The sequence below is a fragment of the Geodermatophilus sp. URMC 65 genome (assembly GCF_053502545.1).
In genome coordinates, this window is sequence record NZ_CP199954.1 from 2,078,711 (window position 1) to 2,092,868 (window position 14,158).

The 14,158-nt window shown below is 77.4% G+C and carries 18 protein-coding genes and 1 riboswitch; of the genes, 11 read left to right on the forward strand and 7 right to left on the reverse strand.

Annotated features, from left to right (window positions below):
• Nucleotides 1-13 precede the first annotated feature (13 nt).
• The 6 genes from ACWIX7_RS10110 to ACWIX7_RS10135 form a co-directional block, all read right to left on the reverse strand.
• The gene (locus tag ACWIX7_RS10110) at nt 14-463 is read right to left on the reverse strand and encodes a hypothetical protein (protein WP_448621410.1); all 450 of its coding nucleotides are present in this window, start codon (nt 461-463) and stop codon (nt 14-16) included.
• Nucleotides 464-550: 87 nt separating this feature from the next.
• Nucleotides 551-826, reverse strand: coding sequence for a hypothetical protein (locus ACWIX7_RS10115; RefSeq protein WP_448621411.1), 276 nt, complete (start codon nt 824-826; stop codon nt 551-553).
• A gap of 53 nt (nt 827-879) precedes the next feature.
• Nucleotides 880-1,944 carry an AbrB family transcriptional regulator gene (locus ACWIX7_RS10120; RefSeq protein ID WP_448621412.1) on the reverse strand — a complete coding sequence of 355 codons (1,065 nt, stop codon included), beginning with the start codon at nt 1,942-1,944 and terminating at the stop codon, nt 880-882.
• 112 nt (nt 1,945-2,056) lie between these two features.
• Nucleotides 2,057-2,350 (reverse strand): transcriptional regulator, encoded by a 294-nt coding sequence (locus ACWIX7_RS10125; protein WP_091218862.1) that lies wholly within the window; start codon nt 2,348-2,350, stop codon nt 2,057-2,059.
• Entirely contained in the window at nt 2,347-2,802 is a 456-nt protein-coding gene (locus tag ACWIX7_RS10130; protein ID WP_448621413.1) for a hypothetical protein, read from the reverse strand. Before ACWIX7_RS10130 ends, ACWIX7_RS10125 begins: the two co-directional genes overlap by 4 nt.
• The gene (locus ACWIX7_RS10135) at nt 2,799-3,254 is read right to left on the reverse strand and encodes a hypothetical protein (RefSeq protein ID WP_448621414.1); all 456 of its coding nucleotides are present in this window, start codon (nt 3,252-3,254) and stop codon (nt 2,799-2,801) included. Before ACWIX7_RS10135 ends, ACWIX7_RS10130 begins: the two co-directional genes overlap by 4 nt.
• Before the next feature lie 55 nt (nt 3,255-3,309).
• A riboswitch (cobalamin riboswitch) is annotated at nt 3,310-3,453 on the forward strand.
• A 51-nt stretch (nt 3,454-3,504) separates the two neighbouring features.
• Here ACWIX7_RS10135 and ACWIX7_RS10140 point away from each other — a divergent pair.
• The 11 genes from ACWIX7_RS10140 to cobA all read left to right on the forward strand — a co-directional run bounded on the left by ACWIX7_RS10140 (nt 3,505) and on the right by cobA (nt 13,236).
• Entirely contained in the window at nt 3,505-5,526 is a 2,022-nt protein-coding gene (locus tag ACWIX7_RS10140; RefSeq protein ID WP_448621415.1) for a putative cobaltochelatase, read from the forward strand.
• Nucleotides 5,527-5,602: 76 nt separating this feature from the next.
• Nucleotides 5,603-6,217: a cob(I)yrinic acid a,c-diamide adenosyltransferase gene (cobO, locus tag ACWIX7_RS10145; protein WP_448621416.1), complete on the forward strand. Its 615-nt coding sequence runs from the start codon at nt 5,603-5,605 to the stop codon at nt 6,215-6,217.
• Nucleotides 6,218-6,234: 17 nt separating this feature from the next.
• Nucleotides 6,235-7,626, forward strand: coding sequence for a cobyrinate a,c-diamide synthase (locus ACWIX7_RS10150; protein ID WP_448621417.1), 1,392 nt, complete (start codon nt 6,235-6,237; stop codon nt 7,624-7,626).
• Nucleotides 7,613-8,293 (forward strand): energy-coupling factor ABC transporter permease, encoded by a 681-nt coding sequence (locus ACWIX7_RS10155; protein ID WP_448621418.1) that lies wholly within the window; start codon nt 7,613-7,615, stop codon nt 8,291-8,293. The genes ACWIX7_RS10150 and ACWIX7_RS10155 overlap by 14 nt, the downstream gene beginning before the upstream one ends.
• Nucleotides 8,290-8,610: an energy-coupling factor ABC transporter substrate-binding protein gene (locus ACWIX7_RS10160; protein ID WP_448621419.1), complete on the forward strand. Its 321-nt coding sequence runs from the start codon at nt 8,290-8,292 to the stop codon at nt 8,608-8,610. Before ACWIX7_RS10155 ends, ACWIX7_RS10160 begins: the two co-directional genes overlap by 4 nt.
• Complete coding sequence (gene cbiQ, locus ACWIX7_RS10165; protein WP_448621420.1) at nt 8,607-9,344, forward strand: cobalt ECF transporter T component CbiQ; 738 nt, start codon at nt 8,607-8,609, stop codon at nt 9,342-9,344. Before ACWIX7_RS10160 ends, cbiQ begins: the two co-directional genes overlap by 4 nt.
• On the forward strand, nt 9,341-10,180 hold the full coding sequence (locus ACWIX7_RS10170; RefSeq protein ID WP_448621421.1) for an energy-coupling factor ABC transporter ATP-binding protein: 840 nt from the start codon (nt 9,341-9,343) through the stop codon (nt 10,178-10,180). Before cbiQ ends, ACWIX7_RS10170 begins: the two co-directional genes overlap by 4 nt.
• Before the next feature lie 73 nt (nt 10,181-10,253).
• The gene (locus ACWIX7_RS10175) at nt 10,254-10,595 is read left to right on the forward strand and encodes a cobalamin biosynthesis protein (RefSeq protein WP_448621422.1); all 342 of its coding nucleotides are present in this window, start codon (nt 10,254-10,256) and stop codon (nt 10,593-10,595) included.
• 69 nt (nt 10,596-10,664) lie between these two features.
• Nucleotides 10,665-10,880: a hypothetical protein gene (locus ACWIX7_RS10180; protein WP_448621423.1), complete on the forward strand. Its 216-nt coding sequence runs from the start codon at nt 10,665-10,667 to the stop codon at nt 10,878-10,880.
• Nucleotides 10,881-10,930: 50 nt separating this feature from the next.
• Complete coding sequence (gene cobT, locus ACWIX7_RS10185) at nt 10,931-11,980, forward strand: nicotinate-nucleotide--dimethylbenzimidazole phosphoribosyltransferase (RefSeq protein ID WP_448622144.1); 1,050 nt, start codon at nt 10,931-10,933, stop codon at nt 11,978-11,980.
• Entirely contained in the window at nt 11,977-13,236 is a 1,260-nt protein-coding gene (gene cobA / locus ACWIX7_RS10190) for a uroporphyrinogen-III C-methyltransferase (RefSeq protein WP_448621424.1), read from the forward strand. Before cobT ends, cobA begins: the two co-directional genes overlap by 4 nt.
• Before the next feature lie 61 nt (nt 13,237-13,297).
• On the opposite strand, the gene ACWIX7_RS10195 is transcribed toward cobA, so the two are convergent.
• Entirely contained in the window at nt 13,298-14,011 is a 714-nt protein-coding gene (locus tag ACWIX7_RS10195; protein WP_448621425.1) for a M23 family metallopeptidase, read from the reverse strand.
• Nucleotides 14,012-14,158: the final 147 nt, after the last annotated feature.

Below are 14,158 nucleotides of genomic sequence, written 5' to 3' on the forward strand. Positions count from 1 at the left end.
CCCCGTCGGCCGGTCAGGCTCCGACCGGCGCTGCGCCCCCCGCGCCGTGCAGCCGGCGCTTGGCGACGGCGATGGGCACCTGACCGACCAGCGCCGGCAGCACCCACCACACCGGGTTCCCCGTGGAGGCCACCAGGAGCCCGGTCACCAGCGCGATGTAGGAGCCGCCCAGCAGGTGCGGCTGCAGGCTGCGCCAGCGGCGCCAGTCCCGCCGCCGGGCCAGCGCACCGGCGATCGCGAGCGCCTGCGTGGCCACGGCCACCGGGAGCAGCCAGCCCGGTCCGGGCGCCGACACCGCCAGGACCGCGCCGCTGCCCGCGACACCGGCGACCGCCGCCTGGTAGGCGCCGGCCGGGCCCCGCGCCCGCGCCCCCGCCAGGCGGGCGACGAGCCACACCGGTCCGAGCAGCAGACCCGCCGTCCCGGCGGTCACGTGGAGCAGGAGCAGCGGGTCCCCGGCCATGTCCCGACGGTGCCAGCGGCCCGGCCGGCCGGGCAGTGCCGTCCGTCAGGAGCCCGGTGTGACAGGGGTGAGGCAGGGGGTCCTTCGTCACTCGGCGACGGACTGGTCGCGGACCGCCTGCCGCGGGCGCAGGTGGTAGACCCCGGCCCGCGGGCCCAGCGGGGTCAGGTCGTAGCGGTGCACGACCTTGGGGCCGCCGTGCAGGTGCACGTGCGTGACGGTCGGCAGGGGCTCCCCGTGCCGCGCCTCGCGGATCTCCACCCGACCGTCGAGCGGGCCACCGACGAACAGCAGCACCGCGTCCTGCGTGCCGGCGTCCGCGCCGGTCTGGTCCTCGGACAGCTCCCTCACCTCCTCCGACACCCGGTCGAGGGTAGGCGCGCCCGGCGCTCGCGGCACCGGACCGGCGGCCTCGGTCACTCCCCGGTGCGTCGCAGCCAGCGCGCCAGCAGCGGCGCCGAGAGCAGCATCACGAACAGCCGCAGCACCTGGACGGCGAGCACGAAGGTGGCGTCGGCGCCGCCGTCCTGGGCGGTGGCCAGCACCGCGTAGAGCCCGCCGGGCGTGGTGGCGAGGTAGGCGTCCAGCGCGCTGGCCCCGGTGGTGGCGGCGAGCACCGCGCCCAGCCCGGCGCAGGCGACCACCAGGCCGAGGATCACGGCGAGCGCGAGCGGCAGCGCCCGGCCGACGGTGCGCAGGCTGTCCCGGTCGAAGTTCAGCCCGACCACCAGCCCGATGACCAGGAAGGCCGCGGTCTCCAGCGGCGCCGGGACGTCCGCCCCGCCCGAGAGCCCGCCGAGGTCGAGCCCGGCGGCGACCAGCATCGGCCCGAGCAACGTCGGCACGGGGATCCGCAGCAGCCGGGCCAGCGGCGCACCGGCCCCCAGGCAGACCGCGGCGAACAGCAGACCGGCCGGCCACCCGGGCCCGGTGTCGGCCACCGTCGGTCCCCCGGAGCCGGGCTCGGCGCCGAACAGGGCAGCGGCCGAGACCGGCATGAGGACGACGATGAGCAGCACCCGCAGGTACTGCAGGACGGCGACCATCCGGTCGTCGGCGCCCAGCTCGCGGGCCATCGCCGTGATGCCCGAGGCGCCCCCGGCGACCATGGCGAACGCCCCGGTCACCGGGCTGACGCCGGGCTGCAGGCGCATGAGCAGCCCGGCCAGCACGCTGAGCAGCAGGGTGCCGACGGTGACCAGCAGGACCGGCAGCCAGTCGCGGCCGACGGCCTCGAGGGTGCCCAGGTCGACCAGCGCGCCGATCGAGACGCCGATCAGTCCCTGGGCCGCCGTCGTGGCCGGCCGCGGGACGGTGAGCCGGCGGCGTCCGGCCAGGCCGCGTACGAGCCCGGCCACCAGGCCGCCGAACAGCGACGGCGAGGGGAGGTCGAGGACGTCGAGGGCCAGCGTGACGGCGAGGGCGGCGGCGACCACGAGCGCCAGGTCCACCGCCTGCGCCCTCCACCCCCGCTCTGCCACGGCGCCAGTCTCCCGGCCCCCCTGCAGCCCCCGCCGCGAGCCTGCGAGCGGTCGGACGGCCCCGTCCAGGGCACCGCCCTGAGCTTGCGACCGGTGGGGGCGGGGTCCTCCCTCAGCCGCCGGTGATGCGGCGCAGCTCGGCGACGTGCGCGTCGAACGCGGCCCGGCCCTCCTTCGTCAACGCCAGGCTGGTGCGCAGCCGGGAGGCGCGGGTGGCCTTGTGCACCCGCACGTAGCCGGCCTCCTCGAGCTGCTTGACGTGCTTGGACAGCACCGAGTCGCTGACCCCCACGGTGTCGCGGACCGCGGCGAAGTCCATCGTGTCGACGGCGGCGAGCAGGCCGCAGACCTGCAGCCGGGGCGGTGGGTGGATGACCGCGTCGAAGCGCGGCGCGACCGCGGTCACAGCCCCTCCCGCAGCTCGGCGACGTAGGCCCGGCCCCACCGGCGGCTGAGCACGGCGACCGCGACGCCGAGGACGGCTCCGGCGACCACCATCGTCCAGTGCTGGTCGAAGCCCTCGGACAGCACGAGGGCCGGCACGAGGACGAGCACCACCAGGCCGCCCCACACCCACATCACCCGGCCCCTCGCGCTGACCCAGACGCCGGTCAGCCGCCGGTAGACGCTGACCAGCGCACCGAGTCCCGCGCCGAACAGGACGAGCGCCGGGAAGGTCACCCAGAGGGAGTCGAAGGCGTAGGACGCCAGGAAGCCGAAGAGGAGCAGCCCCAGCAGGACGTCGTACCACCACGGCTGCAGGACCCGGTCGGCCAGCGCCTCCCGGTCGGCCTGCAGCGCCGCGAGCTGCGCGGCGGCGGCGTCCCGGTCGGTCAGGGATTCGTCCCGCTCGTTCACCGCCGGCCCCGCAGCTCGGCGACGTAGATGCGCGCCCACCACTGGTTCACCAGGACCAGGCCGATCCCGAGCACCGCGCCGGCGACCACCATCGCACCGCGCCAGTGGGACTCGACGACGAAGCCGACCCCCATGACCACCAGGACGACGACGACCCACACCACGACAGCCCGTCGCGTCGGCCCCCGCCGGAACCCGTCCACCCAGAACCCGGTGAGCCGGCGGTAGAGCGCCATCATCCCGCGCAGGCACAGGAGGAAGACGACCAGCGCGGCGAGCGTGATCCAGGTGTCGTGCAGCGAGTAGGAGCTGATGAAGGCGAACAGGAGCAGGCCGAGCAGCGCGTCGTACCACCACGGTTGCACCGCACGCGCGGCCAGTGCCTCGCGGTCGGCCTGCAGGGCGGCCAGTTCCGCCGCGGCGGCGTCCCGGTCGAGATCGTCGGTTTCCATGTCGGAAAGACTGCCGGGTCGCTTTCCACTTCGTCAAGAGACGGACCGGGGTGTCACTCACCAGGGGGGTCGTGGTCTGATGACGCGGCCACAGCGACGGCAGTGGAGGAAGCCCGGTGCGACTCCGGCGCGGTCCCGCCACTGTGTGCCGGCCTCGTGCCGGGAAGTCAGGAACTCCCGCCGTCGCCTCCTGCCACCTCCGGGCGTGGACACCCGGGGAGAGGACGCGTGCCGTGCGCGGTCGACCCGCATGACCTATCCCTTCGGTGCCGTCGTCGGCATGGACGACATGCGCCTGGCACTGCTGCTCAACGCCGTCTCCCCCGCCGTCGGCGGCGTGCTCGTGCGCGGTGAGAAGGGGACGGCGAAGTCGACGACGGTGCGCGCGCTGGCCGCCGTCCTGCCCCCGGTGGACGTCGTCACCGGGTGCCGCTTCGCCTGCGGTCCCGCCGCCCCGGACCCGGCCTGCCCCGACGGCCCGCACGATCCCGGCGCGCCGGGGCTGACCAGGCCGGCGCGGCTGGTCGAGCTGCCGGTGGGCGCCTCGGAGGACCGCGTCGTCGGCTCGCTGGACCTCGAGCGGGCGCTCACCGAGGGCGTCAAGGCCTTCGAGCCCGGGCTGCTGGCCGCCGCGCACCGCGGCGTGCTCTACGTCGACGAGGTCAACCTGCTGCACGACCACCTGGTCGACCTGCTGCTGGACGCCGCCGCGCTGGGCACCGCCTACGTCGAGCGCGAGGGCGTCTCGGTGCGGCACGCGGCACGGTTCCTGCTGGTCGGGACGATGAACCCCGAGGAGGGCGAGCTGCGCCCCCAGCTGCTCGACCGGTTCGGGCTCACCGTCGAGGTCGCCGCGCCCCGCGACCCGGCCGAGCGCGCCGAGGTCGTGCGCCGCCGCTTCGCGTACGACGCCGACCCGGCCGGGTTCACGGCGTCCTGGGCCGACGAGGAGGCCGGGCTGGCGCGCCGCATCGCCGACGCCCGGACCCGGCTGCCGCACGTCGTCCTCTCCGACGACGCGCTGCGCCAGGTGACCGCCGTCTGCGCCGCCTTCGACGTCGACGGGCTGCGTGCGGACCTGGTCACCGCCCGCGCCGCGATCGCGCACGCCGCCTGGTGCGGCCGCGACGAGGTCACCGAGGGCGACGTCCGCGTCGCCGCCCGGCTGGCCCTGCCGCACCGCCGGCGGCGCAACCCGTTCGACGCGCCCGGCCTGGACGACGAGACGCTCGAGCAGGCGCTGGAGGAGTCCCGCCCCGACGAGGACCCGCCCGAGGGCCCCGGCGACGGCGGCGCCCCGCCTCCCCCGCCGCCCGGCCCCTCCGGGGACGGCGGTGCGCAGGAGGCCCCGGGTGCCGACGGCGACACCGGGTCGTCCCCTCCGTCGACGGCGCCCCGCGGCGAGGGCGGCGGCTCCACCGGGGCCGCCCCGGCCCCCGACCGGGCCGCGGTCGCACCCGCCGACCCGTTCCGCACCCGCCGCCTCGAGGTGCCCGGCGTCGGCGCGGGCGCGTCCGGCCGGCGCTCGCGGGCGCGCGGCGACCGGGGCCGCGTCGTCGGCGCGACCCGCCCGAGCGGCCCGGTCACCCGGCTGCACCTCACCGGCACCGTGCTCGCCGCCGCACCCCACCAGGTCGCCCGCGGACGCACCGGCCCGGGCCTGCGGATCGCCCGCGAGGACCTCCGCCAGGCCGTGCTCGAGGGCCGGGAGGGCAACCTCGTGCTCTTCGTCGTCGACGCCAGCGGCTCGATGGGGGCCCGCTCGCGGATGGCCGCGGTGAAGGGCGCCGTCCTCTCGCTGCTGCTCGACGCCTACCAGCGGCGGGACAAGGTCGGCCTGGTCACCTTCCGCGGTGCCGAGGCCGAGCTGGCGCTGCCGCCGACCTGGTCGGTGGAGGCCGCCGCGGCCCGGCTCACCGCGCTGCCGACCGGCGGGCGCACCCCGCTGGCCGCCGGGCTGCTGCGGGCGCACGAGACGCTGCGGGTGGAGCGGGTCCGCGACCCCCGGCGCCGTCCGCTGCTGGTGGTCGTCACCGACGGGCGGGCCACCGGTGCGCGCGGGTCCACCGCGGTCGCCGACGCGCACGCCGCGGCCGGCCTGCTGGCGGCGGAGGGGACGGCGGCCGTCGTCGTCGACTGCGAGTCCGGCCCGGTGCGCCTCGGCCTGGCCGGCGCGCTGGGGACGGCGCTCGGCGCGCAGACCCTCCGCCTGGAGGAGCTGGCCGCCGAGTCGCTGGCGCAGACCGTGCGCAGCGTGCGGGAGGCGGCCTAGTGAGCGAGCGTGCGAGCTCACCGATGAGCGCAGCGCCCCGAGGCACTCGGCCGACGAGCGCCAGCGAGGAGGACTAGTGCCCCAGGGGAAGGTGGCCGTCGTCCCACAGGACGGGCTGACCACGAAGGCCCGGCGCAACCGGCCGCTGCTCGCCGTCCACACCGGTGAGATGAAGGGCAAGTCCACCGCCGCGTTCGGCATGGCGATGCGCGCGTGGAACCAGGGCTGGTCGATCGCGGTCTACCAGTTCGTCAAGAGCGCCAAGTGGCGGGTCGGCGAGGAGAACGCCCTGACGGCGCTGGGCCGGCTGCACGAGCAGACCGGCGAGGGCGGGCCGGTGATCTGGCACAAGATGGGCTCGGGCTGGAGCTGGTCGCGCCGGCAGGGCACCGAGGTCGACCACGCCGCCGACGCCGCCGAGGGCTGGGCGCAGATCAAGCGCGACCTGGCCGCCGAGGCGCACCGCTTCTACGTGCTCGACGAGTTCACCTACCCGCTGAAGTGGGGCTGGGTCGACGTCGACGACGTGGTCGAGACGCTGACGCACCGGCCGGGCACCCAACACGTCGTCGTCACCGGCCGGGACGCCCCGCCGGCGCTGGTCGCGGCCGCCGACCTGGTCGTGGAGATGACCAAGGTCAAGCACCCGATGGACGCCGGCCAGAAGGGCCAGCGGGGGATCGAGTGGTGAGCGGCGGGGTGGGGCGGGTGACCAGCACAGTCCCGCGCGTCGTCGTCGCCGCGCCGTCGAGCAACGCGGGGAAGACGTCGGTCGCCACCGGGCTGGTCGCCGCCCTGGCCGCCCGCGGGCTGGCCGTGTCGCCGCACAAGGTCGGCCCCGACTACATCGACCCGGGCTACACCGGCCTGGCCGCCGGGCGCCCGGGGCGCAACCTCGACCCGGTGCTGGTCGGCGAGGAGCGCGTCGTCCCGCTGTTCCTGCACGGGGCCCGCGGCGCGGACGTCGCCGTCGTCGAGGGGGTCATGGGCCTGTTCGACGGCGCCACCCGGCCGGGCCTGGAGCCGGGGTTCGCCTCCACCGCGCACGTGGCCCGGCTGCTGCGCGCGCCGGTGGTACTGGTCGTCGACGCGAGCGCGCAGGCGCAGAGCGTCGCCGCGCTCGTGCACGGCTTCGCCACCTACGACCCGGCCGTGCGGCTCGGCGGCGTGGTGCTCAACCGGGTCGGCAGCGACCGGCACGAGGAGATCCTCCGCGACGCGCTGGGCGGGTCCGGGGTGCCCGTGCTCGGCGCGGTCCGGCGGCTCGCCGAGCTGGGCACGCCGTCCCGCCACCTCGGGCTGGTGCCCGCCGCCGAGCGGTCGGCCGAGGCGCTGGCGACCGTCGGCCGGCTCGGCGAGGTGGTGGCCGGCGCGGTCGACCTGGGCGCCGTCCTGCGGCTGGCCCGCACCGCCCCGGCCCTGGGCGCCGTCCCGTGGGACCCCGCCGCCGAGGTCTCCCCGGTGGAGGGCCGGCCGCGGATCGCCGTCGCCGGCGGTGCGGCCTTCACCTTCGGCTACGCGGAGAACACCGAGCTGCTCGAGGCCGCCGGCGCCGAGGTGGTGACCGTCGACCCGCTGCGCGACGAGGCGCTGCCCGGGGGCACCGCCGGTCTGGTGGTCGGCGGCGGGTTCCCCGAGGTGCACGCCGCGAACCTCTCGGCGAACGAGACGCTGCGGGCGGACATCGCCGAGCTCGCCGCCCGGGGCGGCCCGGTCGCCGCCGAGTGCGCCGGCCTGCTGTACCTGGCCCGCAGCCTGGACGGCGTCCCGATGTGCGGGGTGCTGCCCACCGACGCGGTCATGTCGCCGAGGCTGACCCTCGGCTACCGCGAGGCCGTCGCGCTCAGCGACTCGGTGCTCGCGCCGGCCGGCACGCGGGTGCGCGGCCACGAGTTCCACCGCACGGTCGCCACCCCGGCCGCCGGGTCCGCACCGGCCTGGCGGTGGGCGGACGGCGGGCCGGAGGGCTTCGTCTCGGGCGGCGTGCACGCCTCCTACCTGCACCTGAACTGGGCCGGTTCGCCGGCCCTGGCCGAGCGGTTCGTGTCCGCCTGCGCGGCGGCGGCCCTCCCGGGAGGGGTACGGCATGCACATCGCTGAGGGGTTCCTGCCCGCGACGCACGCGGTCGGCTGGACGCTGGCCGCAGCACCCTTCGTCGTCCACGGAGCCCGCCAGGTGGTCACCGAGGTGCGCGAGCGCCCGGAGAACACGCTGCTGCTCGGCGCGGCCGGCGCGTTCACCTTCGTCCTCAGCGCGGTGAAGCTGCCGTCGTTCACCGGCAGCTCCAGCCACCCGACGGGCACCGGGGCCGGCGCGGTGCTGTTCCGGCCGCCGGTGATGGCGCTGCTCGGCACGATCGTGCTGCTGTTCCAGGCGCTGCTGCTGGCGCACGGCGGGCTGACCACGCTGGGCGCCAACGCCTTCGCCATGGCGGTGGTCGGGCCGTGGGCCGGCTACGGCGCCTACCGGCTCACCCGGCGCCTGGGTGGCGGGCTGCTGCCGGGGGTGTTCGCCGCGATGGCCGTCGCCGACCTGGCCACCTACGTCACGACGGCCGGCCAGCTGGCCCTGGCGCTGCCCGACGCCGAGACCGGCATCCCCGGCGCGTTCGCCAAGTTCCTCTCCGTCTTCGCCCTCACGCAGGTGCCGCTGGCGGTCGGCGAGGGGCTGCTCGGGGTGCTGCTGTTCCGGGTGCTCACCGTCAACGCCCGCCCCGAGCTCGAGCGCCTCGGCCTGCTGGCACCTGCGCCGGGGGCGACCCGGTGACCCGCTCGCGGCTGGTGACCGCGCTGCTGGTCCTCGGCGTCGTCGCGCTGGTCGCGCTGCCGCTCGTGCTGGACGGTGGGACGTCGGAGTTCGCCGGCTCGGACTCGCAGGCCACCGAGCTGCTCGAGGCGGAGGGTCGCGAGCCCTGGTTCGAGTCGGTGTTCTCGCCGTCGTCGGCCGAGGTGGAGTCCGGGCTGTTCGCGCTGCAGGCAGCGCTCGGCGGCGGGCTGCTCGGCTACGTGCTCGGCCGGCTGCGCGGTCGTCGGCCGGCCGAGCGACCGGAGTCCGAGCGGCCCCGGGAGGACGGCGGCTCGTGACTGGGCTGGCCGTCGACGACGCCGCCTGGGCCAGCGCCTGGCGCCGCCGCTCCCCCGCCGACAAGCTGCTGCTGTGCGGCGGCCTGGTCGTGTGCGCGCTGGCGCTGCCGGCCTGGCCGGGCAGCCTGCTGGTCGGTCTCACCGCCGTCGTCCTCGCCCTCGGCCCGGCCCGGGTACCCGCCCGGACCTTCGGCCGGGCCGTGCGCTGGCCGATGGCGTTCATCGCCGTCGGCGCGCTGACCTCGGTGGTCACCGTCGGCACCGACGGCCTGGGCTGGGCGCCGGACGCCGCCGCCCGCGCCGGCTCGCTGACCGGGCACGCGCTCGCCGGCAGCGCCGCGGTGCTGCTGCTGGCCACCACCACGCCGGTGTCGGACCTGCTGCCGGCGCTGCGCGGCCTGCGGGTGCCCGCGGCGGTGGTCGAGGTCGCCGCGGTCACCTACCGGCTGCTGTTCGTGCTGCTCGCGAGCCTGCACACCATCCGCGAGGCGCAGACGGCGCGGATGGGCTACTCGAGCATCGGTCGCGGCTACCGCTCGTCGGGCGCGCTGGCCGCGGCGGTGCTCACCCGCTCCTGGGACCGCGCCCGCCGGATGCAGGAGGGGCTGGCCGGCCGCGGCATGGAGACCGGCCTGCGGGTGCTGCCCGAGGTGCTGCCGTCGTCCCGCGCGTTCCTCGCCGCGAGCGCCGCCGGCCTGGCGGCGATCGTGGCCGTCGGGGTGGTCGCTGCATGAGTCACCGGACGCTCACCGCCGAGGCGCTGGTTGCCGGCTACGAGCGCGGCCGCCGGGTGCTCGACGGCGCCTCGCTCACCGTGCCGGCCGGGCGGCGGCTGGCGCTGCTCGGGGCCAACGGCTCGGGCAAGACGACCCTGCTGCGCTGCCTGTCCGGGGCGCTGGAGCCGGCGGCGGGCACGGTCGCCGTCGACGGGAAGCGGCTGCAGCACACCCGCCGCGGCCTGCGCGCGCACCGGCAGGAGGTCCAGCTGGTGCTGCAGGACCCCGACGACCAGCTGTTCAGCGCCTCGGTCGCGCAGGACGTCTCCTTCGGCCCGCTCAACCTGGGCCTGCCCGAGGACGCCGTCCGCGAGCGCGTCGCCGAGGCCCTCGACCTGCTCGGCGTGGCGCCCCTGGCCGGCCGGCCCACCCACCAGCTCTCCTACGGCGAGCGGAAGCGGGTCGCCATCGCCGGGGCGGTGGCGATGCGCCCGTGCGTGCTGCTGCTCGACGAGCCCACCGCCGGGCTCGACCCGTCGGCGGTGGCCGAGGCGCTGGCCGCGCTGGAGCGGCTGCGGACCTCGGGGTCGACCGTCGTCATGAGCACCCACGACGTCGACCTGGCGCTGCGCTGGGCAGACGACGTCGCCGTCGTCGTCGACCGGACGGTGGTGCAGGGCGCCCCGGCCGACCTGCTGGCCGACGACGCGCTGCTCGTCCGGGCCCGCCTCGACCGGCCGTGGGCGCTGACCGTCGGCGCCCGGCTGCGCGCGCTCGGTCTGCTGCCCGACGGCGCACTCCCCCGCGACGCGGAGTCGCTGCTCGCCGCTCTGCCCGAGGGGGTGACCCCGTGACCGAGCTCGCGAGCTCACGCATGGGCACAGCATCGCCGAGCACGGAGCTGACGAGCGCCAGCGAGGAGGCGACGTGATCGTCGGCGTCGGCGCGCGACCGGGGGTGAGCGCCGCGGAGGTGCTGGCCGCGGTGGACGCCGTCCTGCCCGCCGGCGCGGACGGCGTGCGGCTGGCCACCCTCGAGGCCCGCGCCGCCGAGCCCGGCCTGGTCGAGGCGGCGGCCGCCCGGGGCTGGCCGCTGACCGGGCACCCCGCCGCCGCGCTGGCCGCCGTCCCGGTGCCGTCGCCGTCGGCGCGGGTGGCCGCCGCCGTGGCGACGCCGTCGGTCGCCGAGGCCGCGGCGCTGCTGGACGGCGGGACGCTGCTGGTGGGCCGCACGGTGGTGGGCCGGGTCACGGTGGCGGTGGCGGCGTGACCGACCTGCATCGCCACGGGGACGCCGCCGCCGTGGCTGCGCGCCGTCCTGCACGAGGCGCTCGACCGGGTGCCCGACGGCGCGCGGGGGCGGGCGGCGCTGCGGGACCGCGGCTGGGTGGTGCGCCGCGGCGACACCTTCGCCGGGCTCTCCCCCGACCACCTGTGGGTCGCCGTCCGTGGTCCCGCGACCTCGGTGGCCCTCGCCGCCGACCTCGCTGCCATCCTGGACCCCGGGACACCGGCGTTCCGGGACCTGTCCCGCCTCCCCGAGGAGATCCGCTGAGCCGCCCCACCGCCCCCGCCACCTTCCCCGGCACCCTGCTGGGCGAGACGATCGCCGCGGTCGCGCCGAGGGACGCCGCCGTCGAGCGCGCCGCCCGCGACCGCCTGGACCGGATGACCAAGCCACCGGGCTCGCTGGGCGTGCTCGAGGACGTCGCCGCGCAGCTGGCCGGCACCACGGGCACCTGCCCGCCGCCGCTGCCCACGCCGGCCGCGGTCGCGGTCTTCGCCGGCGACCACGGGGTCCACGCGCAGGGCGTCACCCCCTGGCCGCAGGAGGTCACCGCGCAGATGGTGGCCAACTTCGCCCGCGGCGGTGCGGTCGTCAACGCGTTCGCCGCCCAGCTCGGGGCCGACGTCGTCGTGGTGGACGTCGGGGTCGCGACGCCGTACGCGGTCGAGGTCAGCCCCGCGCTGCTGTCCCGCAAGGTCCGGTCCGGCACCGCCGACCTGGCCGTCGGCCCGGCCATGACGCTCGACGAGGCGCGGCGGGCGGTCGAGGTCGGCATCGAGGTGGCCACCGAGCTGGCCGCGGACCACGGCTGCCTGGTCACCGGCGACATGGGCATCACCAACACCACGGCGTCGGCGGCGCTGGTCTGCGCGTTCACCGGCGCGACGCCGGCCGCGGCGACCGGGCGCGGCACGGGGGTCGACGACCCGACGCTGGCCCGCAAGGTCGAGGTGGTCGGCCGTGCGGTGGCCCGCGTGCCCGAGCGGCCGTCGACACCGGAGGCCGCGCTGGCCGCGCTGGCGGAGCTCGGCGGCCTGGAGCACGCCGCGCTCGCCGGGTTCGTGCTGGGTGCCGCCGCCGCGCGGGTGCCGGTGCTGCTGGACGGCGTGATCGCGGGGTCCGCGGCGCTGGTCGCGGCCGCGCTGTGCCCGGTGGCGCTGGAGCACGCGCTGGCCGGCCACACCTCGGCCGAGCCGGGGCACGCCCTGGCGCTGCGGGCACTGGGCATGCGCCCGCTGCTCGGCCTGGACCTGCGCCTCGGTGAGGGCACGGGCGCCCTGCTGGCGCTGCCGCTGGTGGCCAGCGCGGCGCGCGCGCTGCGCGAGGTGGCGACGTTCGACTCGGCCGGTGTGACGGAGAAGGCGTGAGTGCCACCCCGGTCGACCCCGCGAGCGGGGTGGTGTACCCGGTCGGGCTGCGGCTGCTGGACCGGAAGGTGGTCGTCGTGGGCGGCGGGCAGGTGGCGCACCGCCGCGTCGCCGGGCTGCTGGAGGCCCGCGCGCGGGTCACGGTGGTCAGCCCCGAGGTGACGCCGGCGCTGGAGGCGCTGGTCGGCCCGGGCGCGGTCACCTGGCTGCGCCGCCGCTACGAGCCGGGCGACCTGGAGGGCGCCTGGTACGCGGTGGCCGCGACCGACGACCCGGCGGTCAACGAGGCGGTCACCGAGGAGGCCGAGCAGGCGCGGGTGTTCTGCGCCCGCGCCGACGACCGGTCGGCGTCCAGCGTGTGGACCCCGGCGGTCGGCCGGCAGGGCGACCTCGTCGTGGGCGTGCACGGCGGCGGCGACCCGCAGCGCGCGGTGGGGGTGCGGGACGCCGTCCTGGCCGGGCTGACCGACGGCTCGATCCGCGACCGGGCGGCGCGCGAGGTCCCGGGCGGGCGGCCCGGCTCGGTCGTGCTCGTCGGCGGCGGCCCGGGCGACCCCGGGCTGATCACCGTGCGCGGCCAGCAGGCGGTGTCACAGGCCGACGTCGTCGTCGCCGACCACCTCGCGCCGCAGTCGCTGCTGGCGTCGCTGCCCGCGGAGGTGGAGGTCATCGACGCCTCGAAGCTGCCGCGCGGCCGGTACATGGCGCAGGAGCAGATCAACACGCTGCTGGTCGAGCACGCCCGGGCGGGCAGGCGGGTGGTGCGGCTCAAGGGCGGCGACCCCTTCGTCTTCGGCCGCGGCATGGAGGAGCTCGAGGCCTGCGTCGCCGCCGGGGTGCCGGTCGAGGTGGTGCCCGGGGTGACCTCGGCGATCGGCGTCCCCGGACTGGCCGGCATCCCGGTCACCCACCGCGGGCTGACCCACGAGTTCGTCGTCGTCTCCGGGCACGTGCCGCCTGGGCACCCGCAGTCGCTGGTCGACTGGGAGGCGCTCGGTCGGCTGCGCGGCACGGTCGTCGTCCTCATGGGCGTGGACACCGCCCCGGCGATCGCGGCGGCGCTGGTCGAGCACGGCCGGGCGCCGGAGACGCCGGTGGCCGTCGTCGCCGACGGGTCGACGCCGACCCAGCGCACGGTGCGCACCACCCTGGCCGGACTGGCACAGACCCTGGCCGACCAGGACATCCGCCCGCCGGCCGTGTGGGTGGTCGGCGAGGTCGTGCGGCTCTCCGCGGACCTCGTCCAACGGCGCTGACGACCGGTCCCGCCGGCGGTCCCGCGCCGAACGTCTCGTCGACCGGCTGCGAGCCGCGGCGTCAGGGGCCAGGGGCCGGCTCCACCACCGCTCCCTCGCCCGGCACCCCCCGTTCCCTGAGTCGGGGGTGCCGGGTGCGGGGCGGCCACTCGTGGAAGTGCCGGAAGGTCACGGGCACGCCGCGGGCGACGACCGGGTCCGCGCTGTCCATGACCTGCAGGTGCACGTGCGGCTGGGTCGAGTTGCCGGAGTTGCCGCACCGCGCGATCTCCTGCCCGGCGACGACCTCCTGGCCGGGCGAGACGCGCACCGAGCCCCGCTGCAGGTGCGCCAGGAGGACGAAGGGACCGCTCCCGAGCAGGTGGACGACCACGTGGTTCCCCGCGACGGCGCCCGCGCCCCGGCGGAGCCGGCCGGCCTGGCCCAGCGCGTACGGGATCAGCGCCAGCTGCGAACGCCGCGCCTCGTGATCGGGCTCGGCGTCGTGCACGTGGACGACGGTGCCGTCGCCCGGGGCCAGGACGGGCCGGCCGAAGGCGACGAAACGCTCCGGCGGCTCGGTGGCGGCGAAGGTCCGCCAGGTCCGGGTGCCGGCCGTCCGGTGGCGGTCGTCCACGCCGACGAAGTCGATGGCGTAGCGCTCGCCGAACAGGTCGGTCCCGTGGCTCGGGACCCGCCGCGCCGGGCTGTTCTGGACCAGCCACCGCTCCGTGAACGGCAGCGAGATCTCGACCTCCTGGGCCCCTCGATCCCGCGCGGGCAGCTCCCCGGCCACGTCGGGGAACCTAGCGGGCACGGAGCCCGGGACGGGCCCTCTCGACCGCTGGGCGTTCCCTGGTCGCGGGCGTTCCCGCGGGAACGCCGGAGCCCCCGCCGGCCGGCGGCGCGGTCCCGTGTCCGGCGTTCCCGCAGGAACGTCCCG